The following is a 24,815-nucleotide window of genomic DNA, read 5'->3' as shown; positions in this document are numbered from 1 at the left end:
CCGCTAGCCTCCGAAGAGACTCGCTCGACTTGCATGTATTAGGCACGCCGCCAGCGTTCGTCCTGAGCCAGGATCAAACTCTCCAATAAAGTTTGTTACTGGTTCAAAGCTGGCAAATCATTTAATGATAGACTCATTAACGCTTTCGCTGTTCAGTTTTCAAAGAGCATTTTTTGTCGAACGTTTTATATCTTATCACGTTCGTTATTTGCGAGTCAAGAAGTTTTTTATCGAATCTCGTTTTCTTTTCTCGTATTTTGTCGTCGTTCTTGGCGACAAGGAATAATCTATCACATATAAAACTCTAAATCAAGAGTGATTTTAAAAGTTTTTATATCAGAAAACGAAAAACAGTTAAAATATCGCGATACGAAAGGAAAAAGAGCGAGAAACACGTCTCGCTCTTTCTATTAAATATCTCTACTATATTCAAGTTTGAACTACATACCCGTTTCTTTTCTTAAGATATTGAAAGATTCCTACTCCAGCCATAAGAGCCAATCCTGCTCCCATCGCCAGCCATTCCGGGAAGATGAGTAAGAGCCCGCCTGCAATTAACAGGAGTCTCAACAACCAGTTAATACGAGCGAACAAAAATCCTTCCGTTGCAGCAGCCAATGCCATAACCGCTAAGGCAGTTGTTCCCGTTGCAATGATGATATCGACTACATTGGCATCGTGTATGAGCATCGCTGGTTTGTAAATAAATATGAATGGAACGATGAATCCGGCCAATGCCAGCTTGCAGGAAACCCAGCCCGTACGTTGGGGATCTGAGCCTGCAATCCCTGCCCCCGCAAAGGCCGCCAGAGCAATCGGCGGTGTCAGATTGGCAATCGCCCCAAAGTAAAAGACGAATAGATGAGCAGCAAGTGGATCGATTCCATAGGTAGCGAGCGCAGGTGCCGCCATCGTAGCTGTAATGATATAGCAAGGAATAGAGGGAAGACCCAGCCCCAAAATGATAGAAGCAATCATCGTAAACAACAAAGTCATAAACAAGCTTCCGGAGCCCATCATCAAAATAATATTAGCAAGCTTCAAGCCTAATCCTGTCAGGCTGAATACCCCTACCGTAATTCCAACAGCCGCACAAGCTACCGCTACTCCGAGCGAATCTCGCACCCCACTCTCCAGTGCTTGCAAAATATCGCGGAAATTCATTCTGCTAGACTTGCGAAACGCAGCAATCACGATGGTAGCGATAATGGTAAACACAGCTACCAACGTTGGCGAATATCCCATCATCAACAGCACAACCAGCAGAATGAGCGGCAATAACAGATGCCCCCGCTCGCGAAGTACGTCATGAATTTTCGGCAATTCACTTTTACTTAACCCTTGTAGATTGTCACGATCCGCACGCAAATGAACCTGAACGAGTAATCCGAAATAATACATAATCGCTGGAATAAGAGCAGCAATCGCGATCGAAATATAAGGAACCCCCAGAGTTTCAGCCATAATAAAAGCAGCAGCCCCCATGATCGGCGGCAAAATTTGCCCCCCTACTGCTGCGGTTGCTTCAACCCCCGCCGCAAACTCGGGCTTATACCCAACACGTTTCATCATGGGAATCGTAAACGAGCCTGTCGTCACCACACTTGCCACAGCTGAACCATTGATGGAGCCATGAACCGCACTCGCGATCACACCTACCTTTGCGGGTCCCCCCTTCGAGTTTCCTGCAAGAGACAGAGAGAGATCATTAAACAACGTTCCCATCCCTGATTTCGATAAAAAGGCACCAAAGATAATGAACAAAATAATAAAAGAAGCAGATACTGCTGTTGCATCACCGAAAATACCTTCTGTCGTGACATACATGTAATTGACGATATCACTGATCGTATACCCTCGATGTCCAAAATCCCCAGGCAAATATGGCCCGATGTAGGCATAAATCACAAAAATCAAAGCCATCGCCGTGAGTTCCCACCCTGCTACTCGACGAGAAGCTTCCAGCACCAGAATACATGTGATCGCGGCAAAAACGACATCAAGAGTAGAAGGAATCCCTCCCCGATTCACGATCTCCATATAATAAACAAAAATGTATCCGGCAGTACCGAGCGCAACAATCGCCAACGCGCCATCCAGCAAAGACAACGATTTGCGGGAAGCCTTTTTCCAACCGGGGTATAACAAAAAGATCAGGCATAATACAACAGCGACATGGAGTGAACGATGCTGTAACGTCACAAAAGGAACGACATACACCGCATACATATGATACAGGGCAAAAGCAACAGCTACGACGGATACGAGGATGCGCAGCCACTTTTGATGAAAAACACGATACCCGGATTCTTTGTCGTATTCTTGTAAAATAGCTTGTGCCTTATCTTCATTGATTTTGATTTCCTCCGCATCAGGCAGTTTCACTTGTGCATCCATCTATGCATTCCTCTCCTTTTTCTCCAGGCTGTAGATGTAGCGAAACCACCACGGAAACCATCGGATCGACAGCTCTAGCGACGTGCCAAGAGGCATAAAAGAAGCTAGTGGCCATGTCTGATCTCGTACGGTGAGCATGTAGTCACTACGGGTAATCAAATACAAGACACGGTCGCGCTGCTCTTGCAGCCCTGAAACCGTGATCCAGCCGTCATCGATGGATACGTGGACATTTGGTCGATCTGAGAAATTGGCCGGGACTCCTGCACCAAATGACCGAAAAGAAGTCTCGGCCAATTCCATCCCGGAGAATCCCACTACCCGATACGTCTCTCTCCACGGGGTCAGTTCCACGGAATGAATCCACTCTATCTGAAAACGGTCCTGCAAGCTGACTGGCACCACGCCAATCCTCTCTTGTCGATGAAAATCACGTAATTCCAAATACGGTTGGGGCCCGATTATCATGAGCCCCATCGTCAGCACTAGGAGTAAGCGGATTCGCCATTTTTTCCAGATTTGCATCTTCCTTACCCCCGTTTTCCTCCAGCAAAAGCATCTATCAGTTCAATGCGCCGACTTCCTTGTAGTACTTTTCTGCACCAGGATGAAGGGGAACAACCAAGTTTTTCCCGGCCTCTTTTACATCCACTTCCTTGGCGGCACTATGTGCGGATTTCAATGTTTCCATTTCTTCGAAGAATGTTTTCGTCAGCTTGTACACCTGTTCCTCAGACAAATCACTGCGTACGAGCAGTATATTGCGAATCGCCGCTGTCTGAACCGGTTGGTTATTCTTGTACACACCAGCCGGAATCTCTGCCGAAACAAAGAACGGATACTGCTGAGCCATCTTGTCTACATCAGCCTTTTGAATCGGCACGATTTCCACGTCCTTCGTGGTTCCCAGATCGATGACAGCCGAATTCGGCAATCCAGAGGTTACAAAAGCAGCGTCAATCGTGTTGTTTTTCAACTGCTCGATCGCTTCAGCGTATGACAGGAAATCCGCCTTGATATCGTCGTACGTAATTCCATGACCAGCGAGCACCATGCGTGCATTTACTTCGACACCAGAGTTAGGAGCTCCGACCCCAACCCGTTTTCCTTTCAAATCAGCTACTGATTTAATATTTCTATCCTTCAGCGTCACGATCTGCACGTAATTAAGGTACAGGCCAGCTAGGGTACGCAGGTCTTTGATAGCCCCGCCCTCCTTGAAATTTTCCTGACCCGCATAAGCAAAAGTCGTTACATCTGACATGACAAATGCCACATCGGCCTTTTTCGTTTTGATCAGGTTAATGTTTTCAACAGACGCTCCCGTGGACTGAACAGAGGCATTGTACCCGAGCTTATCCTTGTAAATTTTCGCCATGGCACCACCTAGCGTGTAGTAAGGCCCTGAACTACCGCCTGTTGCTATCGTGAGAAAATTTTGTTCAGTGGCACCGCCATTTCCTGATGCTGCACCGGGCGCGGCTGACTGCCCCCCACATGCTGTTACCGTAAGAACAAGCAGAGCGGAAGTCAAAATCGCTAGCATTTTGTTACGTATCATCTTCAAATACCCCCTTCTATTTACGCAAAAACGGAACCGCTTTCATTTATCTGTTAGTAGCAACTCTTATGCCAACATGGATTAGCCAAGCGTACCCGTCCTTTTTACGGTACATCTAGCTCGCTGTAACAAAAATCCGGCAAAAAAGTCCCGTCCATACGGAATTTTTTGCCGGATGCCCCTCTATTCTTTCTCGAAGTACTGTTTCAGCTTTTGCCGTAAGCCTCGCTCACTGATTCCCAGTTGATCAGCTGTCTTTTTCCGATGACCATCGTTTTTTTCCAGCGTATACAGAATGAATCGCCGCTCCACTTCCTCCAACGAGATGCCCTCGGGAATCGTCAGCCCGTCTTTATTCGACTGAACAGATCTTACATTACTCCGGCGTTCAATCAGTGTGGGAGGAAAATCCTCCATAGTCAGCTTGTCCCCTTGGGAAAGTGCCACGGCATATTCCACAATATTCGCCAGCTCACGTACATTGCCTGGGAACGTATACGCGTACAGCCATTTTCTCGCTTCCGGTGTTAACGACTTCGGTCCTTTCCCCATTTCCGCAGCCATGCGCTGGAGAAAATGTTCAAGCAGCAACGGAATATCTTCAGTTCTATCACGCAGAGGTGGTGTACGAATGGGAATGACATTAAGGCGATAAAACAGATCCTCGCGAAACGCTCCCCTTGCCACTTCAGCTTCCATCTGCCGGTTGGTAGCCGCAATAATCCGAATATCAACTTCTTTGGCTTCGTATCCCCCTAAAGGAGTAACCCGCTTTTCCTGAATGACACGAAGCAGCTTCGCTTGCAGAGAAAGCGGCATTTCGCCTATTTCATCGAGAAAGACCGTTCCGCCGTGCGAACGTTCGAACAATCCCTTTTTACTTTGATAGGCTCCGGTAAACGTCCCTTTTTCATATCCAAACAGCTCACTTTCCAGCAAGGCTTCAGGGATTGCCGCACAGTTAATGACAGAAAAAGGAGCATGCCTGCGGTTCCCCTCATGATGAATCGCCCGAGCCACTAGCTCCTTTCCCGTACCGCTCTCCCCTGTGATTAAAATGCTGGAAGAGATATCCTTTACCTTTTCGATCAAGTGAAACAGCTTTTCCATTCGCGGACTTTTGCCGAGAATGCCTGCGTACGATTGCTTTTGCTGAATTTGCTCGCGTAAAGTTTGTACTTGTCGCTGCAAATACTGATGCTCCATCGCTTTATTCAGCAAGAGCTTGACCTCTTCCAAATGCAAAGGCTTGGTTAAATAATGATAGGCCCCTGCCTTCATCGCTGCTACAGAGGACTCGATCGTGCCATATGCCGTCATCATAATGACGGTGATCTGTGGACGTGTCGCCTTTAAGTGGGGCAGCAACGCCAAACCACTGGCAGTTCCCAGACTCTGGTCCAGAAGCACACAATCAATTGCTTCTGCCTGGACGATTGCCCTGGCCGCCTCAGCATCGTTCGCCGTCCATATATGGTAGTCATCCTCTAACGCAAACGACAACGATACGCAAATAGAAGGTTCATCATCGACGATCAACAGCTTCTGCATCGTGATCCTCCTGTCCAAAACGCAGTGTAAATGTCGTACCTACTCGCGTAACACTGCTTACCTCCAACTGTCCGCTGTGTTCACGCATTATTTTTTGACTTACGTACAAGCCGAGGCCAATCCCTTGCGACTTCGTTGTATAAAACGGTTCGAACAGGCGCGACTGCTGTTCTTTTTGCATGCCTTCACCCGTGTCTGAGATCGTGATCCATACACCGTCTCTCTTCTTGCCAGCCTTTATCTGCAACTGCTTTTCAGTGCTCCCCGCCATCGCCTCCAGCGCATTGAGCATCAGGTTGATCAGCACCTGCTTGATTCTGCCCCGATCTACCTGTAGTTCCAGCTGATCGGAGATATCTACGACAATATTCACCTGTTCACTCTCAAATCGACGGACAAACAGTCCGACGACCGAATAGACCAAGTCTGCCACGCTCGTGCTCTCAATGAGAAGTGGCTTGGAACGGGAATAATCAAGCAGTTCCTCGACAATGCGATTCATCCTCTCCAATTCCTCGGGCACAAAGCGAAGCAATTCAGAGCGAAAGCGCGGGTCATCCACCTTTTTGGGCAATAGCTCAATGAATGTTTTTACCGCTGTCAACGGATTGCGCAACTCATGTGCGATTCCCGCCACTAATTGCCCCAATGCGTGCATCTTCTCTTGAGAGATCAGTCTTGTCTGCATTCTTTTTTGTTCGGTTCGATCCTGGACAGTGACAATCCACCCCACATGCTCGGACATGGCGTTGAGAAAGGGGGCTACATAATAATGAAAAACAAAGGATCGCTCATCATGGATTTCACCCTCATATTGACGGCTGCGATCCAAACAGCATGCATCCCACGGCAGTTGTGGAAGGACATCGAGGATATGGCGTCCCAACATTTCTTTCTGTATGGGGAATATGGTGATCGCCACTTGGTTGACCAATGTGATGTACCCTTGGGTGTCGAGTGATAAAATCGCACTATCTGTATGATCCAGCACCTTCCGCTGAAAAACCATCACGTCAGCCAATTCTGCCGTCCGTCTTTTCACTTCTGCCTGCAGCCTTTTGTTCCACAGAAAAAAGGTGAGCAAAGATACGATCCCAACTGCCAAAACGAGTAGCAATCCGATGACCAGCTTCCGCCACCAATCCGTTAAATGAGGCGAATACGGTTCAAAATAGTGACTGTACAAGCGCGTATAGGTTCCATCACGATAGAGCTGATTCAGACCCTCATTGAGCTTGTCCAACAGCTCCGAATGTCCTTCTCTCACGGCGAATGCGTAATCAGTCGGATTAATGAGTCCAGAGCGCATCGAATAGTCTTCCCAACGATTCTCTTTGCGCAAAATATACTCCGCCGTCCAGCGATTTCCGAGGAACGCATCAGCACGCCCGCGCGTCAGATTCGCCAACGCCTCTAGTTGACTGAATGAAACGATCATTTTCACTCTTCTGACACTTTCGAGCAAATCCATGCTCGTGTGGGCCCGCTGTACAGCCACTACCTTTTCCGACAGCTGGTTCAAGGTGTATATCCCTTGATCATCACGCGGGACGAGCAGCACCTCAGACATCGTAAAAAACGACTCACTAAAATCAAATACTTGATCGTATCGATTGGTGTACTTCATTCCCAACAGCACGTCCACCTTACCTGCATGTAAAGCACCAACTGCCTCTTCCCATTCCAGCGGCACGTATTCCAGCTTCCAGTCATTTTGGCTTGCAATCGCCCTGATGAGATCAATCGTAAAACCCGTAAACTCTCCATCTGGTTCCATCGAGGAAAAAGGGGGGAGAGATTTGTCAAAGGCAACCCGTACGATCTTCTCCTCCGCTTTGACCATCTCGGGAAAAAAACCGATCAAGAAAAGCAAGAAGAGAAGCCAATGCCCTCTTTTGTAACCCAAATCCATCCCTCCTTATGCAAATGCCGCTAGTGAAAAATAAACAGAGATCTATTTCTTTGCTTGCTGGTAAAACTCTTCGCGCAGTAGACCTATCATGATGGTGTCGTAATACTGCCCGTCGTATCCAGCTGCAAGTGAAGTGAGATTGAATTTGTTCATGGTCACCACACCTCTCGCAATAAGATACCGATTATTCTAACAAAAAAACCACGCTCTGGAAACAGAGGTGGTTATTACTTTATCTGTTAACGACGCCTTTGAAGCTCCGTCAGTACTTCATCCAGCGGCAGCTTTTGCTCCCGTAACAGAACCATCAAGTGAAAGATCAAATCAGATGCCTCGTACCGCAGTTCCTCACGACTTCGATTTTTCGCGGCAATAATGACCTCGGCAGTCTCTTCCCCGACCTTTTTCAGGATTTTGTCTACGCCTTTTTCGAACAAGTACGTGGTGTAGGAGCCTTCCGGGCGCTCTGCCTCCCGCGCAGCAATCAGTTCTTCGAGCTCGCCCAGGATCGCAAACCGATCTGCTTGTACCGGCTCACCATCTGTATGCGAGAGAACTTCCTGCGAGAAACAGCTGTAAGCTCCCGTATGACAAGCAGGCCCATTCGGCTCGACCATCACAACCAGTGCATCTCCGTCGCAATCATACCGCATAGAGACGATCCGCTGTATATGACCCGAAGTCTCACCCTTGTGCCACAATTGTTGTCGGGAACGGCTCCAAAACCATGTTTCTTTGGTCGCCAATGACTTTTGTAGCGATTCTTCATTCATATAGGCAAGCGTCAAGACTGTCTTGCTTCCGGCATCCTGCACGATGACAGGGATCAAGCCCTTTTCGTCAAAACGCAATTTTTCCACTGCAAACGCTTCTGCTCCTGTCATGGTCGTACGACAACTCCTTTGGTTTGCAAATACTCTTTCACCGAGTGAATCGACGTTTCGTCATAGTGAAAAATGGAAGCGGCCAGCGCGGCATCTGCCTTTCCTTGCGTCAGCACATCGTAAAAATGCTCCCTCGAGCCCGCTCCCCCAGAAGCAATGACCGGAATTCCAACCGCTTCTGATACTCGCTTGGTCAATTCGAGTCCAAAGCCTTTCTTTTCTCCATCGTCGTCCATGCTGGTCAAAAGGATTTCACCCGCTCCGAGCGCTTCTGCCTCCTGTGCCCAACGGATGACGTCTCTCCCCGTCGCATTCCGTCCACCGTGGGTATACACTTCCCAGCGATCTTCCCCAACACTTCTCGCGTCGATCGCCACGACGATACATTGTGAGCCGAAGACCGTCGCTCCCTCGCGGATCAATTCCGGACGCAAAACAGCCGCTGTATTCAACGAGATTTTGTCCGCACCCGCACGCAATATCCTTTTCATATCGTCTACGCTGTTAATGCCACCACCCACCGTGAAAGGAATCGTAATGTTTGCAGCCGTTTTTTCTATGACATCCACCATCGTCTTGCGCCCTTCGTGGGACGCAGAAATATCGAGAAAGATCAGCTCGTCCGCTCTCTCTTCGCTATATTTTTTTGCCAGTTCAACCGGGTCTCCTGCATCGCGAAGTCCGACGAACTGCACGCCTTTTACCACCCGTCCGTCTTTTACATCGAGACACGGGATGATTCGTTTAGCCAGCATGCGATTCACGCCCCTCCATACGTTGGAGCGCTTCTTCCAATGTAAAAGCGTCCGTGTAGAGTGCTTTGCCAACAATGGCGCCAGAGACTCCGTCCGAAGCATGGGCAGCCAGCGTCAACAAGTCGTCCAGTTGGCTGACGCCTCCCGAGGCAATCACCGATTTACCTGTAGCCGTCGCCAACGCTGCAATTTCTTCTACATTGGGTCCTGTCATCGTGCCATCACGGGCGATATCGGTGTAAATAAACGTCTCGGCGCCATACGTAACCAACCGCTTGGCAAGCTCTGTCGCTTGCACATCTGTCGTGGTCAACCAACCTCTGGTAGCCACCAGCCCATTCCGGCAGTCCAGACCAATCGCGATTTTGTCCCCATAGCTTTGAAGAATCCGCTTCGTAAAAGGCTCGTCTTCGATAGCAGCAGTCCCGACGATCACGCGCGCGACACCCGCTTCCAAATAGTCCGCGATCTGCTCTTCAGTTCGAATACCGCCTCCTACCTGCACGGGTACAGGGATCGAGCGCGCTATCTCCTTGATGAGCGCTGCATTTGCAGGCTTGCCTTCCTTTGCCCCGTCCAAATCTACGAGATGAACCCAGGACGCGCCTTGCTCTACCCAGCGCTTCGCCATCGCGAGCGGTGAATCAGCGTACACTGTCTCTTGCCCGTAATCTCCTTGGAAAAGTCGAACGCACTTGCCCCCGCGAATATCGATCGCCGGATAAACGATAAAGCTCATGTCAAAACCCCCTCGCATTGAACGGCAAAGTTGCGCAGCAGCAGCATTCCTGTCTCTCCGCTCTTTTCCGGGTGAAACTGCATACCGTATACGTTGTCACGATTCACAATGGCTGTGACCTCCTGGTGATAGTCACTCGTCGCAAGCAAGACATCAGACTCGCACAAGACATGATACGAATGGACAAAATAGACGTAATCGCCATCCTGCACACCGTTTAGTAACGGTTGCTTTTGCTTTATCATCAGTTGGTTCCAGCCCATGTGCGGTACCTTGTAATCCCCGTGAAAACGAACGACCTCACCACCGAGCAGTCCCAAGCCCGTATGCGCGCCATGCTCCGCACTTTTCTCAAATAAAAGCTGCATGCCGAGACAAATGCCCAAGATCGGACGACCAGATACTGCGTATCCCTTGATTGCTTGCTCTAATCCAAGCTCACGTATGTTGGCGATAGCATCCCCGAACGCCCCAACTCCCGGCAAAATCAACCCGCTATATTCTTGCAGACGCTCTGCCTGCGATACGAACTCATACGAATAGCCCAGCCTTTCCAACGCCTTGCTCAAGCTGTACAAATTCCCCATGCCGTAATCGATGATGCCGATCATGTTACAAAACCCCTTTTGTTGACGGGACCCCTTTTACACGCGGATCGATCGTCGTCGCTTCATCCAGTGCACGGCCCAGCGCTTTGAAAATCGCCTCGATCATGTGGTGCGTATTGTGACCGTAGTGCAGGATCACATGCAGATTGATCCGCGCCTCCAGTGCGAGTTTCCATAAAAATTCGTGCACCAGCTCCGTCGGAAACTGACCAACCATATTTGTGGGGTACGCAGCGCGATATTCCAGATGAGGGCGATTGCTGATGTCAATCACGACCTGCGCGAGCGCGTCATCCATGGGGACAAACGCATTTCCATAACGCTTGATGCTTTTCTTGTCTCCCAACGCTTCCCGCAGAGCATGCCCAAGACAAATCCCGATATCCTCCACCGTGTGGTGATAGTCGATTTCGATATCTCCCTTTGCCTTGACAGTCAGATCAAAATGTCCATGTCGGGTAAACAGGTCTAGCATGTGATCCAGAAATGGAACACCCGAATTCTGCTTGCTCTCACCCGCGCCGTCTACCCCAAAGGAAAGCGCGATCTGCGTCTCATTCGTATTGCGTTCGATCTGTGCTGCACGTTGTTTCCCTTCACTCATCTCTTTTCACTCTCCTGCTCTTCGGTCTCAAAATCTCGCAATCGCGCAAGGATCGCTCGACCGTGCCCAGACAATCCTTCCTGCTCGGCCAGTGTCACAATTTTATGTCCATTGTCTCGCAAATCTCGCTTGCTGTAGGAAACAACACTCGACTTCTTGATAAAATCATCGACGGATAATGGCGAGGAAAATCGCGCCGTTCCATTCGTAGGAATCACATGATTGGTACCGGCAAAATAATCACCGACTGGCTCTGAGCTGTATGGGCCGAGGAAAATTGCCCCTGCATTTTCCACTTTGCCGAGATACTCAAACGACTCCGCCACCATGATTTCCAAATGCTCGGGTGCGATACAGTTGATGACGGCAAAGCCTTCGTCCAAATCGTCGACGAGTAAAATAACGCCGTAGTCGCGTATCGCCGCTTCTGCAATCGATTTGCGCGGAAGATCGGCAAGCTGTCGCTCGACTTCCTGTGACACCTGCTCCGCCAACGATTGTGATGTCGTAACCAATATAGCGGCTGACATCGGGTCATGCTCGGCCTGAGACAGCAGGTCTGCCGCGACGTATTGCGGGTTGGCCGTTTCATCTGCGATCACCGCTATTTCACTAGGCCCTGCCACCATGTCGATACTGACCAATCCGAATACTTCTCGCTTTGCCAGTGCCACGAAAATATTGCCGGGGCCAACGATTTTATCAACCGCTTTGATTTGCTCCGTTCCGTAGGTCAGTGCCGCAATCGCCTGTGCTCCGCCTACCTTGTATATCTCGGTCACACCTGCAATTTGGGCCGCCACGAGGATCGCCGGATTGATTTTCCCATCCGCTCCTGGTGGTGTCGTAATGACGACTTGTGGAACACCTGCGATTTTGGCAGGGATGGCATTCATCAATACACTGGAAGGATAAGCTGCCGTTCCTCCTGGTACATACAATCCAACGCGCTGCAATGGACGTATCAGCTGGCCCAGCAATGTGCCACTCTCTTTGGTGGTAAACCAGGACTGACGCACTTGTCGCTCGTGAAACGCCCGAATATTTTCGGCTGCTTCTTCCAATGCTGCTTTGACATGTGGAGAAACGAGCTCACTTGCTTCAGCAAATTCGCCTTCGCTCACGCGGAAGTTTTGCAGAAGCACACGATCAAATCGTTCCGTGTAATAGCGCAGCGCTTCGTCCCCTTGCTGGCGAACCGAGGTGAGGATCGCCTTCACCGCTTCTTGCTGTTCTCTCGTCCCTGCGTCTACCGATCGTTTTCCGTCATACTGGCTGGCTGACATGATACGCATAGCTGTCTCCCCTTCTTTCTCTAGTTCCCGCGAGGAATGACCTCTAAAAATTTTCCGGCAATCTCGTCCACCGCTTCACTTTTCATCCGATAGCTGGCTCGATTGGCAATCAGTCTCGTCGTAATTTCACAGATGCTCTCCAGTTCGACCAATCCATTTTCCCGTAATGTCCTGCCTGTTGAGACAATATCCACAATACGATCAGCCAGTCCAATCATCGGTGCAAGCTCTACTGAACCATTCAGCTTGATTACCTCAACCTGCTGTCCCTGCTCACGAAAATAACGTGACGCAATCTTCGGATATTTCGTCGCAACACGCAGTGCTTCCGTCGGTTTCCAATTTGGCAGACCCGCTACCATCATGCGACAATAGCCGATATGCAAATCCAACAGCTCGTAAACATCTCGTTCTTCTTCCAATAAAACATCCTTGCCGACCACGCCAACGTCAGCCACCCCATACTCTACATAAGTAGGAACATCGGTAGGCTTTGCCATAATGAATTCAAGCTTGGCATTTTCCACAGGGATGATCAGTTTACGAGAATCTTGTAGATCCGCAGTGACCCGCAAGCCAGCTTGCTGGAGGAAGTGGACGGCCTCTTCAAAAATCCGCCCTTTTGGCATGGCGATCGTCAGCTTTTGGTCGTTTTTCGTGAGTGCCATCTCCTACTCCTCCTGTTGTGTCATGCAAATGACCTTGGTATATCCCGCTTCTTGTCCAACCTGTTTCTCATCGCTTCTGGAAACGAGACGTGTCACTACTACGAGCCCGTCTTCACGCAATTGCTGTGCCTCTGCCAAAGCGGCGCTGCGGCAATCCTCCGTGTAAACAAGCAAAACTCGCGCAGATGCTTGCCTTTTTACAAAAGGAGTGACCTGAAGCAGCCGATCCATCTTGATCGCAAAGCCTGTGGCGGATGCAGCACGCCCAAATTGGGAGAGCAATTGATCGTAGCGTCCCCCGCCCAAAAGCGGAGAGCCCAAATCTGCGGCGTATCCTTCGAAAACGACGCCTGTATAGTAGTTCAAATTGATGATCAGATTGAAATCGATCAACAAATCTTCCGTCACCCCGTAGGCTTCTAATGACTCCCACAAGGAAGCAATCGTCTCGACTGCCCTCCGTGCCTTTCCGTTGCCTGCCAGTTCGCGGGCGACCTCAATCTTCCCTTTTCCCCCTTGCAGGCGCAACAAGGATTCCAATCGACTTTTTGCCTCCATAGGGATGTCTACTGTCGCGAGTAGCTGCCGGAAGCCAACGAAGTCCCGCTCGTACAAAAACTGGCGGAATTGATTGCGAACATGCCCATCCTCAATCTCTTCCTCCAAAAGACCGTCGACAAAATCGACATGCCCAATGGCAATGCGAAACGTCTCCACACCCGCTGCCCGCAAGCAAAACACAGCAAGCGCAATGGCTTCCGCATCCGCATCGACAGACGCATCTCCAATCAGCTCGATTCCGGTTTGTGAAAACTCTGCATTCCGTCCCGCTTCCTTTTCTTGTGCCCGAAACACATTTGCCTGGTAATACAACCGAATCGGCAATGGAACATCTTTATATAGGGAGGAAACAACCCTCGCAATTGGCGTCGTCATATCCGGACGCAGGACTACGGTGTGGCCTTGTTTATCCAGGAGGCGAAACATCCGGTCTGTGAGTGTCGCACTTGCTGCTCCTACCGTGTCGAAGTACTCCAGAGAGGGTGTGGATATTTCCTCATAGCCCCATCTCTCGATACACTGCCGCAGCTCCCGCTCCAAGTGCCGTTGTTTCGCCAGTGATTCCGGCAGTATATCCCGCATCCCGAGCGGCTTTTCGAATCCCAACGGCTTTGCCATCCTTGTTCCCTCCATCACATTCGCTTTACTCTGCTAATATGGTAATAAACTAAAGTATTATGAAGAAGATTACCACGTCGAGAATCTTAGGTCAACCAAGATGAGAATAGTCGGAAAATTTCACCCAAAACAAACAACCGCCAGGATAAACACCTGACGGCTGATCAAAAGGGAAGAGGCGCTACATGCCTTCTTCTTCTGAAGCTTTTGTTCGAATGAGCTGCATGGGATTCCCACCTACAAAGGCACCAGGCGGGACATCTTTATGAACAACCGTACCCGCTGCGACAATGGCCCCTTTGCCAATTGTTACTCCCGGCAAAATGGTAGTGTTGGCCCCCACCAAGACAGCATCCTCAATAATCACTTCTCCCAAGCGGTATTCATCTATCAAATATTCATGGGCAAGTATGGTCGTATTGTACCCGATCACGCAATTACGACCGATCTTGATTTTCTCGGGAAACATGATATCCATCATCACCATCAACGCAACCGCACTATGCTGCCCTACTTCCATACGCAAAAATGTGCGGTACATCCAGTTCTTCCACGAAACGATCGGCGTATATCGCGAAAGTTGGATGACGATGAAATTTTTCATGACTTTCCAGAAGCTTACCGTTCGATACATGTGCCAAAGCGGGTTTACCCCATTTACGGGATAACGTGTTGTCTTCCTCATATGCGTCTCTTTCTCCTACAAGTCAGAATCGGCATCTTCCAAAATGGCATTCGACTGTTTACGTGTGAAGTGCATCGCTGCGTTGTAACCCATCCGTTTCAAACGGAAGTTCATCGCTGCAACCTCAATGATGACTGCCAAGTTTCGTCCTGGTCGAACAGGAACGGTAATAATCGGAATTTCGGTATCCATGATCTTCAATGTTTCCTCATCGAGCCCCAACCGCTCGTACATTTTATGAGGCTCCCACAGTTCTAGCTGAACAACCATCTCGATGTTTTTCACATTGCGCACGGCACCTGCACCAAACATCGTCATAATGTTGATAATCCCCACACCGCGGATTTCCAAGAGATGCTGAATCAGCTCAGGAGCGCTACCGCTTAGCTGTCCGCCCTGAGTCTGCTTAATCTCCACTGCGTCATCTGCTACGAGTCGGTGTCCGCGCTTTACAAGCTCAAGTGCAGCCTCGCTCTTCCCGATCCCGCTCGATCCCATAATCAAAACGCCGACGCCGTAAATGTCTGTGAGCACCCCATGAATCGTCGTCGTTGGTGCAAGACGATTCTCCAGGAAGTTGGTCACTTTCCCGACTAGCGTCGTCGTTGCCAGCGGGGACTGAAGGACAGGTACCCCCAACCGATTGGAAACGTCAATCATCTCTTCAGGCACCATCTGATTACGGGTCACACAGAAGCAAGGAACCTGGCTTTGCATGAGAAAATTCATCCGTTCCAGACGTTCCTCTGGAGTCAGCGTTTGAAAAAAGTTGATTTCCGTCAAGCCGAACAATTGAATCCGCTCTTCCGCATAGTATGAATAGTAACCGGCTAATTGCAGGCCGGGACGACTCAAATCCGTTACGGTAATCTCACGCCCCAAGCCCTCTTCCCCGCTCAAGATCGTCATATTGAAATGGTCCACTAAATGGCTCACATTCGTCTTACGCATGAAGCTTCCCCCTCACATGGGATTTTCCGTCCCTATGGTTGTGTCTCTATTGTATCGAAACCTCTGTACTTACGACAACCTAATAAGACCTCGCATCTTTTTAGGCAAAAGCCCCGCGACTCGTTTGAGAGAATACGGGGCTTTTTCGAATATACTACCTCTTTTCTTTTTTCGTCCCTACCACCACTTCAATGAGGTAGCCAAAAATACTCATCAGTGCTGCAGCCACGATGACAGTACCAATGTTGTCAGGCCATGGCCCCACTTCAAATCCATCAATAAAGTAGGCAGTCAACGCAAACGTCACGGCATTAATGACAAACCAGAACAATCCGATCGTCAATACTTGCAAGGGAAAAGTAAAAAACAGCAGAATCGGTCGAATCACTGTGTTGACCATCCCCAAAATCAACGTAGCCCATAGTGCTACTGTGAAATTCGCGACATAAATGGAATGGAACCAATTGCTGATCAAAAGCAGCGCAGCCCCATTTAAAAGCATTTTGATTATCCAGCGGCTCATGGTGCATTCCCCCTGTAACAGTCTTGCCTTCGCGCAACGATTAACGAATCCCCGTTACTTCCCATTCCCATTGCTCAAAAAACGTTGTCATAAATCGATGCCTGTCTTCGGCGATTTTCTGGGCAGTCTTGGTGAAGAGCTTGTCTTTGATGCGTTGCAGCTTCCACGTGTATTCTTTATAAGGTGTATGCTGATTCGGGTCATCCGATTGTATGGGCTGCCCAATAACCCCAGTATAAGCAAAAACCCGAGCCACTCCAATAGCCCCAATCGAATCCAGCTTGTCAGCATCAAACAGGATCTTTTCTTCCAAGGAATGTGGAGGTCGGTCTTTGCGAAAACGATGGGCGAGAATGGCAGACTGTACACGTGAGATGAATGCTTCCGTCATACTGCGTTCGGAGAGCCATTCTCCTGCTAGTCTCGCGCTGATTTCGGCATGGCACTCACCTGTTTGCCGTTCTTCTGCTCTCCCGATATCATGCAGCAAAGCAGCGAGGCGCAGCACTTCCATATCTGCCCCTTCCTCGCGGCCAATTCGCTCACACATCGCCATCACACGCAAATTATGCTGCCAATCGTGAGCAGGATCTTGTCCATCAAAGCACCTCTGTGCTTCTGCCACCAGATCGGCAGGTAGTGCGGCAAGAGAATCCTTCACGTAATCCATCTTTTCCTCCCCCTTTGCGTCCACCTAGCAAAGATGCCCCCCTGAATCAGGGAGGCTGTCTCTCGATTACTTCGAAACGAATTGCTCTAGCTTGGCATTCGTCCGTTCTCTATCACGTTCCAAAATCGGCTTCAAATAGATACCCGTATAAGAGCCTTCCATTTTTGCCACTTCTTCCGGTGTTCCCGTTCCGACAATTTCTCCGCCACGGGTACCACCCTCCGGCCCCAAATCCACGATGTAATCCACCGTTTTGATGACATCCAGATTGTGCTCGATGACCAGCACTGTATCGCCGTTTTCTACCAATCGTTGCAGTACCTTCAGCAAACGATCGATATCATCTGTATGCAGACCGGTTGTCGGTTCATCCAAAATGTACAAGGTACGTCCAGTGCTGCGTCGATACAGCTCGGAGGCCAGCTTGACGCGTTGTGCTTCACCGCCAGAGAGCGTGGTAGCAGGCTGTCCAAGCTTCATATATCCCAGTCCTACGTCGACGATGGTCTGCAGCTTGCGCTCAATCTTCGGCAGATTGCGGAAAAACTCTACCCCATCCTCGATCGTCATTTCCAAGACATCAGCAATGCTCTTGCCTTTGTATTTCACATCGAGCGTCTCGCGGTTGTAGCGCTTGCCATGGCAAACTTCGCAAGGCACATACACATCCGGCAAAAAGTGCATCTCGATTTTAATGATCCCATCACCGCTGCACGCTTCACAACGGCCGCCCTTGACGTTAAAGCTGAAGCGTCCTTTTTTATAGCCGCGCACTTTGGCTTCATTGGTGGAAGCAAACAGGTCGCGAATGTCGTCAAAAACACCTGTATACGTCGCCGGATTGGAACGTGGTGTACGACCAATTGGAGATTGATCGATGTCGATCACCTTATCCAGATGCTCCAGTCCCAGGATGCGACGATGCTCACCTGGCTTCACCTTTGCCTTATTCAAATCACGAGCCAGTGTCTTTTGCAAAATTTCATTGATCAGCGTACTTTTTCCTGAGCCAGATACACCTGTTACGGCAACAAAAACGCCTAGAGGAAGCTTCGCAGTGACGTTTTTCAGGTTGTTTTCCTTCGCGCCCTCAATCTTGATCCATTTGTCCGAAGGCTTGCGACGCTCCATCGGTACGGGGATGAATTTACGCCCGCTCAAATAAGCACCCGTCAAGGAGTTAGGGTCCTTCATGACTTCTTCCGGGGTTCCTGCCGCTACGATTTGACCGCCATGTATGCCAGCGCCCGGTCCAATATCGATAATATAATCGCAGGCCATCATCGTATCCTCGTCATGCTCGACGACGATCAATGTATTCCCCAGCTTGGTCATATGCTCCAACGTCTTGATCAGACGGGCGTTATCCCGCTGATGCAATCCGATACTCGGCTCATCCAAAATGTAGAGAACGCCCATCAGGCTAGAACCGATCTGTGTAGCCAATCGAATCCGCTGCGCTTCTCCCCCGGACAGTGTTCCCGCCGCCCGGCTCAGTGTCAGGTAATCCAGTCCGACATCAATCAAGAAGTTCAGTCGCGCCTTGATTTCTTTTACGATCAGGTTCGCGATCTTCGTTTCCCGCTCTGTCAGTTCCAGCCCATCGACAAACTGATGTGCATCGAGAATCGACAGCGTAGTCAGCTCGGAAATGCTCCGCTCCCCGACCTTTACCGCCAAGCTCTCCTGACGCAAACGTTGGCCTTTGCAGACAGGACACGCCTTTTGGCTCATAAATCCTTCGATTTGCTCGCGGATGTAATCCGAGCTGGTCTCCAGATGACGTCGTTGCAGGTTGATGACGACACCCTCGAACGGTACGACTGCCTCGCGCACTTGCCCGAACTCGTTCTCATAACGGAAGTGAATTTTTTCGCCTTCACTGCCGTACATCAAGATTTGTCGGTGCGCTGCCGTGAGCTCCTCATATGGCACATCCATCCGAATGTTAAAGTGGCGACAAGCCGATTCCAGCAATTGTTGATAGTAAGTAGAAGTCTTCGGCTCCCATGCGCCAATCGCCCCGTCATCGAGCGTCTTCGTCGCATCGGGAACGACCATATCCGGGTCTACCTCCAGCTTGACACCCAATCCGTCGCACTCCGAGCAAGCACCAAACGGGCTGTTAAAGGAGAAAATCCGCGGCTCCAGCTCTCCGATGGAGAATCCGCATACCGGGCAAGCATGCTTTTCACTGAACAGCAGCTCTTCTTGCTCCATCACATCGACGATGACCTTGCCATCTGCTAAACGAAGTGCCGTTTCCAAGGAGTCTGCCAGACGAGACTGTACATCCGGCTTTACGACAATCCGGTCAACGACAACCTCAATGTTATGCTTCTTGTTCTTTTCCAGCTTGATGTCTTCGGACAAATCGGTAATTTCACCATTGACCCGCACACGGACGAAGCCTTGCTTGCGGATGTCCTCGAGCAGCTTGACGTGCTCTCCCTTACGACCTTGTACCATGGGAGCTAGAATCTGCATTCTCGTGCGCTCAGGATACTCCAATAGTCGATCAACCATTTGTTCAATGGTCTGGGATTGGATCTCGATACCATGCTCCGGGCAAACCGCTCTACCGACACGCGCATACAAAAGGCGCAAATAGTCGTAGATTTCCGTAACCGTCCCTACCGTGGAGCGAGGGTTGCGGCTCGTCGTTTTCTGGTCAATCGAGATCGCAGGGGAAAGTCCCTCAATCGAATCCACGTCCGGCTTGTCCATCTGCCCGAGAAATTGACGGGCGTATGCAGACAGAGACTCGACATAGCGTCGTTGTCCCTCTGCGTAAATCGTGTCAAAAGCGAGCGAGGACTTACCCGAGCCAGACAAACCCGTCAAAACGACGAATTTGTCCCTCGGAATGACTACATCAACATTTTTCAGGTTGTGGGCACGTGCACCCTTTACGACAATATGTTCTAATGGCATGAAAAAAACCTCTCCTTAGAGTTCCGCCTTCAGTTCAAGAATCAAATCACGCAATTCGGCCGCACGCTCGAACATGAGGTTGCGTGCCGCTTCCTTCATTTCTTCTTCCATACGTTCTATGACAGCCACGCGATCCTTCTTCGGCATTTTCTTGAAGTCTGCATGTGGCAAGTAATCTGCTTTTTCCTCCGCTACCTTGGTCGCCTCGATCACTTCGCGGACGGACTTTTTCACGGTTTGCGGCGTGATGCCGTGCTTTTCATTGTAAGCCATCTGAATGGAACGACGACGTTCTGTCTCTCGAATCGCAGAGGTCATCGAATCTGTCATTTTGTCCGCGTACATGATAACGCGTCCCTCTGCGTTCCGCGCAGCCCGACCGATCGTCTGAATCAGAGAGCGCTCATTGCGCAGGAAGCCTTCCTTGTCTGCATCCAAAATCGCCACAAGCGATACCTCCGGCAAGTCTAGACCTTCCCGCAAGAGGTTAATCCCGACCAGCACATCAAACTCGCCCAAGCGCAATGAACGTAAAATCTGCATCCGCTCAATCGTTTTAATATCCGAGTGAAGATAGCGGACCTTGATTCCGATTTCTTTCAGATAGTCCGTCAAATCCTCAGACATTTTCTTCGTCAGAGTCGTGACGAGAACTCGCTCATTTTTCGCAATCGTGGCTTGAATTTCGCCAATCAAATCGTCTATCTGTCCCTTGATCGGACGTACCGTAACCGTTGGGTCAATCAAGCCTGTCGGACGAATCACCTGCTGCACCATTTCCGGGCTGTGCTCCAGCTCATAAGGACCAGGCGTAGCTGAAATATAGATCGCTTGTTTCAGCTTTGCTTCAAACTCCTCGAACTTGAGTGGACGGTTATCGCGCGCAGAAGGCAGACGGAATCCGTGATCGACCAGTACATCCTTCCGTGCGCGGTCACCGTTATACATCCCCCGAACCTGCGGCAAGGTCATATGCGACTCATCCATCATGACGATAAAATCTTCTGGAAAGTAATCCAGCAAGGTATACGGAGCATGCCCGGCAGGCAGTCCTGTCAGATGGCGCGAGTAGTTTTCGATACCGGAGCAAAAGCCCATCTCCAGCATCATCTCAATATCGTACCGTGTACGTTGCTCGAGTCGCTGTGCTTCCAAGAGCTTGCCCGCATCACGGAATTCTTTCAATCTTTCTTCCAGCTCGGCCTCGATGCTTTGGACAGCCAGCTTCATTTTCTCTTCGCGCGTGACGTAGTGAGATTTAGGGAAAATAGCAATGTGATCACGCTGTCCCAAAATCTCGCCGGTCAGTACGTCAATCGAAGTAATCCGCTCTATTTCATCTCCAAAAAACTCAACGCGAATCGCCTGCTCACTCTCTGAGGCAGGGAAAATCTCCACGACGTCACCCCGCACACGGAACGTACCGCGCGTGAAGTTGATGTCGTTGCGTGTGTACTGGATATCGACCAGACGATGCAAAATCTCGTCCCGTCCTGTTTCCATGCCAACACGCAAAGACAAGAGCAATTCACGGTACTCTTCTGGTGAACCTAATCCGTAAATGCAGGAGACGGAGGCAACAATGATGACATCTCGACGTTCGAACAAAGCACTGGTAGCCGAGTGACGGAGCTTGTCGATCTCGTCGTTAATGCTCGAGTCTTTTTCAATAAACGTATCCGATTGGGGAATGTATGCTTCGGGTTGATAGTAATCGTAGTAGCTGACGAAGTATTCCACCGCGTTGTTCGGGAAAAACTCCTTAAACTCTGCACAAAGCTGAGCTGCCAGAGTTTTGTTGTGTGCCATCACGAGTGTTGGCCTGTTCACCTGAGCAATTACCTGGGCAGCCGTATAAGTCTTTCCCGTTCCCGTCGCACCCAGCAATGTCTGGTGTCGCTTTCCAGCCTTTAACCCTGCCACCAGCTCGGCAATGGCGGTCGGCTGGTCACCGGACGGTTGAAACTCCGATACCAATTCAAAACGCTCCATTCCCTCGTTCATCTCCTCATAGCATGACTGTTTCTACTTCCATTATAACACAATTCCGGCTAGTTTAAGCCCAAAATTCGAACAAATGTTTGTCTTCATCTTCCCGCCGATTTCTCCGATATAAGATGAAGGAAGAACAAACATACGCAGATAGACTCGCCACCTTCAGGGAGGATTGACATGTCAGATACCGGAACAACCGTCAAAAATAACCCTTATATACAACCGCATATGAGCTATAAAGGCAAAAAGGAATTCTCCACCGAGCTCGACCAAAATGCCTTTATGAAGCTCATGCTGGAGCAGTTAAAGCATCAAGACCCTATGTCCCCAATGGACAACTCTCAGTTCATCCAGCAAACAAGTATGCTGACCATGGTAGAAAAAATCACAAAAATGACCACGCTGATGGAGCAATCGAACAACAGCATGGTCACTTTGGAAAAGTATGAAAAGCTGGTAGGTCGTACAGCCTCGTATTCCCTTACTACAAAAGACGAGATGACGGGAGAAACTTCGACGGAGCAGAAAGAAGGCGTACTTGATGCCGTCTACATGGATCAAGGCAAAATCTACTTCCGTATCGCAGGCGAATCGACACCGATTCCGCTGGCAGACGTCTCCGGACTGGAATCGCAAGGTTTGGCTGGCAATACGCTTGATAACAGCGTGAAGTACATGGAAATGATCGGTCGAGAGATTTCCTATAAAGTAACCAAGGAAGTCGACCGGGATGGCAATCCAGCTACCACACACGACGTTTCCAAAGTTGATGAAATCTTGAATGGCGTCATCACTGGCTTTACCACCAAAAACGGTACCGCACAATTCCAACTGGATAATGGATCAACCGTAAAAGCCGAAGAAATCGTAGGCATGACGGTGAAACCTGAAAACAGAACAATGGGCAACTCTCTTGCCTACGCGCAAATGATCGGCTACAACATCACGTACAACCAGTCTTCAACGAATCCGGACGGCACCACTACCAATACGCCTCTTACCGGAGTGGTCAAGGCTGTCAGCATGAAAAACGGAGTAGTCGAATTCGTCCTGCAGGATGATAAAAAAGTCGCTCTCAATCAAATCACAGGATTCGAAGCAACTGCCTAGAAGCATAGTTAAAAGCCGCAACTCTCCAAAAACGGAGAAGGCGGCTCTTTCTTTTGCAGGATGCTATTCGTTTACAATCACTTTTCCGGTTATCGCATCCACATAAAACGTATCATCTACTTTAAATGCTCCCCCGCAGAAGCAATGCGAGCGAGTTTGACGAAACGAAAGGTCATAGCCGAGCTTCCAGGTAATCGTGTCTTTTTTATAATCTGGCTGGTGGATGTAGGTCAACTCAAGTGGAAAGGTTTGCAGTAACCGGGTCATGGCCACTTGTTCTTTAAGTGCTTGGGAACGGGCCGGGTATTTAACACTGGCCGGTTTGTTTATGCTCACCTGATCCCATGTACCCGTCCATGAATCAATTCGAATCGTATACATCCCCTGTTCCACACTCTGATTGATCCCATATACCGGAATTCCGTTCACAAGGGGATCAGCTATGAGCGAGGTGTACCTTTCATCTCCATCCTCCGTTATTTGGATTTGATTTCTTCCGGACGGAGTCAGTCTTTTCAAAAGCTTATCCGCTTCCATTCGATCCCGCTTCTTATCTGTTTTCACGTTAGACCATTGCGGATTGTTCACCCTCGTGGAAAATTCAAGGAGTTCACCAGTTTTTGCATCTGTTACAAGGAGATGACGTTGCTCACCGTTACTGCTTCCCTCAGGAAAGGCAGTCATTCGAGTTATCTTTTCAGCATCGGGAACCCCCTCGTCAAAATTTCCCCATATGAAATAACGAATGGCTCGACCATCATCGTAACTCGCCTCGTAGATGGACAGTGGCAGCTTTTCTGTTTCGATTCTAAACAGCATGCGTAACAAATCACGCGCTTGCGTCTCTGTTTGCGCTACCCACTTCTCACCTGTTCCAGTCACATGGATAGTCTGAGACGGGGTGGTTGTCGCTTGGGTATTCTTTGTTACCAATCGTTTGCCACTGAAGGCATCCAATGCACTACCTGTATGTTGTTGTGTTATGATTCCATTTTTCAGGACATAAGCGAGCTTTGCTTCTACCTGATCGCTTTGATTACGAATGGGCAATAAATAAACGAGTTCCAATGGCCGGCTTTCTTGCCACTTTCGTACAGCTTGTTCGGAGGAGATGACGCGCTGCGGAGATGGGAGTGAAGAGGGACTTACTTTTTCGTATAATCTGCCATCAAACGTGGAAAACCAGACAATTCTTCCCGAAGCATCAAAACTGACGAGACAATCATAATCGTCATCGAGCACCACATTATTCAGGACTCGCACCAATCGAACCGTCAGCAAATCCTTGTTTTTATAAACTTCTCTCGCTTGATAGGCGTTACCTGTACCAGTTCCCTGTAAACCAACGACAAAAGCCAGCGCACGTGCTTTGGCCTGCTGCTCAGTCGGGTAGGCAGGCTTTGTTGCTGCTTTCGGGGTAAGATTCAGTCTGAGCAACTCCCCTGTCTGTCCGTCAAAAATTGCATCATCCATGGACGATTCAGCCTCAGCAGCAGACTGTGCAAACGTGACTACCACCCCGCTAACACCAGGTCCATCCACATCCCCACCGTAAACGACATAGCGCGAAGACAGCTCCGGTAAAAGCTTGACTAGCTTTTGGACACCTTTCGTCACATGCATCGGCACTGCCACAACCGATTGAGCCTGCGCTACATTCACAGGACTCGTTGCGACTGCTCCTGATAAGGGGCCGGCAAAAACTGTGGCGGCAGCTAATGTACCCGACAAAAACCACGAGACCGTTCTTTTTACTTTGAACACCGAACCCACTCCCCCTTATTTCCTCCTCCA

21 protein-coding genes and 1 rRNA gene are annotated in these 24,815 nt (G+C 49.6%); 1 reads left to right on the top strand and 21 read right to left on the bottom strand.

The features are described 5' to 3' along the window. From FB479_RS16265 to uvrB, 20 genes are all read right to left on the bottom strand, one after another. A 16S ribosomal RNA gene (locus FB479_RS16265) occupies window positions 1–89 on the bottom strand; the annotation flags it as partial. Window positions 90–429: 340 nt separating this feature from the next. Beyond that, window positions 430–2,397: a TRAP transporter permease gene (locus FB479_RS16260; protein ID WP_142065981.1), complete on the bottom strand. Its 1,968-nt coding sequence runs from the start codon at window positions 2,395–2,397 to the stop codon at window positions 430–432. Further along, window positions 2,398–2,922 carry a DUF1850 domain-containing protein gene (locus FB479_RS16255; protein WP_142065980.1) on the bottom strand — a complete coding sequence of 175 codons (525 nt, stop codon included), beginning with the start codon at window positions 2,920–2,922 and terminating at the stop codon, window positions 2,398–2,400. It lies immediately after the preceding gene. Between the two features lie 37 nt (window positions 2,923–2,959). After that, window positions 2,960–3,958 (bottom strand): TAXI family TRAP transporter solute-binding subunit, encoded by a 999-nt coding sequence (locus tag FB479_RS16250; RefSeq protein ID WP_255438414.1) that lies wholly within the window; start codon window positions 3,956–3,958, stop codon window positions 2,960–2,962. Between the two features lie 183 nt (window positions 3,959–4,141). Further along, window positions 4,142–5,509, bottom strand: coding sequence for a sigma-54-dependent transcriptional regulator (locus FB479_RS16245; protein ID WP_142065979.1), 1,368 nt, complete (start codon window positions 5,507–5,509; stop codon window positions 4,142–4,144). Further along, a complete protein-coding gene (locus FB479_RS16240; RefSeq protein ID WP_255438413.1) occupies window positions 5,484–7,415 on the bottom strand; it encodes a transporter substrate-binding domain-containing protein in 1,932 nt (643 codons plus the stop codon). The genes FB479_RS16245 and FB479_RS16240 overlap by 26 nt, the downstream gene beginning before the upstream one ends. 245 nt (window positions 7,416–7,660) lie before the next feature. Further along, on the bottom strand, window positions 7,661–8,305 hold the full coding sequence (gene hisIE / locus FB479_RS16230; protein ID WP_106656788.1) for a bifunctional phosphoribosyl-AMP cyclohydrolase/phosphoribosyl-ATP diphosphatase HisIE: 645 nt from the start codon (window positions 8,303–8,305) through the stop codon (window positions 7,661–7,663). Further along, entirely contained in the window at window positions 8,302–9,060 is a 759-nt protein-coding gene (gene hisF, locus FB479_RS16225) for an imidazole glycerol phosphate synthase subunit HisF (RefSeq protein WP_017252223.1), read from the bottom strand. The genes hisIE and hisF overlap by 4 nt, the downstream gene beginning before the upstream one ends. Continuing rightward, on the bottom strand, window positions 9,050–9,799 hold the full coding sequence (gene hisA / locus FB479_RS16220; RefSeq protein ID WP_142065977.1) for a 1-(5-phosphoribosyl)-5-[(5-phosphoribosylamino)methylideneamino]imidazole-4-carboxamide isomerase: 750 nt from the start codon (window positions 9,797–9,799) through the stop codon (window positions 9,050–9,052). Before hisA ends, hisF begins: the two co-directional genes overlap by 11 nt. After that, window positions 9,796–10,410 (bottom strand): imidazole glycerol phosphate synthase subunit HisH, encoded by a 615-nt coding sequence (hisH, locus tag FB479_RS16215; RefSeq protein ID WP_142065976.1) that lies wholly within the window; start codon window positions 10,408–10,410, stop codon window positions 9,796–9,798. The genes hisA and hisH overlap by 4 nt, the downstream gene beginning before the upstream one ends. A gap of 1 nt (window position 10,411) precedes the next feature. Continuing rightward, on the bottom strand, window positions 10,412–11,011 hold the full coding sequence (hisB, locus tag FB479_RS16210; protein ID WP_142065975.1) for an imidazoleglycerol-phosphate dehydratase HisB: 600 nt from the start codon (window positions 11,009–11,011) through the stop codon (window positions 10,412–10,414). Then, the gene (hisD, locus tag FB479_RS16205) at window positions 11,008–12,306 is read right to left on the bottom strand and encodes a histidinol dehydrogenase (RefSeq protein ID WP_142065974.1); all 1,299 of its coding nucleotides are present in this window, start codon (window positions 12,304–12,306) and stop codon (window positions 11,008–11,010) included. Before hisD ends, hisB begins: the two co-directional genes overlap by 4 nt. A gap of 20 nt (window positions 12,307–12,326) precedes the next feature. Continuing rightward, window positions 12,327–12,974, bottom strand: a complete 648-nt coding sequence (gene hisG, locus FB479_RS16200; protein ID WP_142065973.1) for an ATP phosphoribosyltransferase — start codon at window positions 12,972–12,974, stop codon at window positions 12,327–12,329. A 3-nt stretch (window positions 12,975–12,977) separates the two neighbouring features. Beyond that, window positions 12,978–14,153, bottom strand: coding sequence for an ATP phosphoribosyltransferase regulatory subunit (locus tag FB479_RS16195; protein ID WP_142065972.1), 1,176 nt, complete (start codon window positions 14,151–14,153; stop codon window positions 12,978–12,980). A gap of 181 nt (window positions 14,154–14,334) precedes the next feature. Beyond that, entirely contained in the window at window positions 14,335–14,838 is a 504-nt protein-coding gene (locus tag FB479_RS16190; protein WP_047069713.1) for an acyltransferase, read from the bottom strand. Between the two features lie 15 nt (window positions 14,839–14,853). Next, window positions 14,854–15,789, bottom strand: a complete 936-nt coding sequence (gene hprK / locus FB479_RS16185) for an HPr(Ser) kinase/phosphatase (RefSeq protein ID WP_007718288.1) — start codon at window positions 15,787–15,789, stop codon at window positions 14,854–14,856. A 154-nt stretch (window positions 15,790–15,943) separates the two neighbouring features. Continuing rightward, entirely contained in the window at window positions 15,944–16,312 is a 369-nt protein-coding gene (locus FB479_RS16180) for a phage holin family protein (RefSeq protein WP_142065971.1), read from the bottom strand. 40 nt (window positions 16,313–16,352) lie between these two features. Beyond that, entirely contained in the window at window positions 16,353–16,982 is a 630-nt protein-coding gene (locus FB479_RS16175; RefSeq protein WP_106656794.1) for an HD domain-containing protein, read from the bottom strand. A gap of 66 nt (window positions 16,983–17,048) precedes the next feature. Then, the gene (gene uvrA, locus FB479_RS16170) at window positions 17,049–19,916 is read right to left on the bottom strand and encodes an excinuclease ABC subunit UvrA (RefSeq protein WP_106656795.1); all 2,868 of its coding nucleotides are present in this window, start codon (window positions 19,914–19,916) and stop codon (window positions 17,049–17,051) included. Between the two features lie 15 nt (window positions 19,917–19,931). After that, window positions 19,932–21,908, bottom strand: a complete 1,977-nt coding sequence (gene uvrB, locus FB479_RS16165) for an excinuclease ABC subunit UvrB (protein ID WP_106656796.1) — start codon at window positions 21,906–21,908, stop codon at window positions 19,932–19,934. Window positions 21,909–22,088: 180 nt separating this feature from the next. On the opposite strand from uvrB, the gene FB479_RS16160 reads away from it, so the two are divergent. Next, window positions 22,089–23,021, top strand: coding sequence for a flagellar hook assembly protein FlgD (locus FB479_RS16160; protein WP_142065970.1), 933 nt, complete (start codon window positions 22,089–22,091; stop codon window positions 23,019–23,021). Window positions 23,022–23,084: 63 nt separating this feature from the next. On the opposite strand, the gene FB479_RS16155 is transcribed toward FB479_RS16160, so the two are convergent. Next, the gene (locus FB479_RS16155; protein WP_255438411.1) at window positions 23,085–24,785 is read right to left on the bottom strand and encodes a hypothetical protein; all 1,701 of its coding nucleotides are present in this window, start codon (window positions 24,783–24,785) and stop codon (window positions 23,085–23,087) included. Window positions 24,786–24,815 lie beyond the last annotated feature (30 nt).

Origin of the sequence: Brevibacillus sp. AG162 (assembly GCF_006715575.1) — a bacterium.
In the GTDB taxonomy this organism is placed as follows: domain Bacteria; phylum Bacillota; class Bacilli; order Brevibacillales; family Brevibacillaceae; genus Brevibacillus; species Brevibacillus brevis.
The sequence above is the reverse complement of the archived record's forward strand: the minus strand, read 5'-3'. Positions and strand labels throughout refer to the sequence as shown.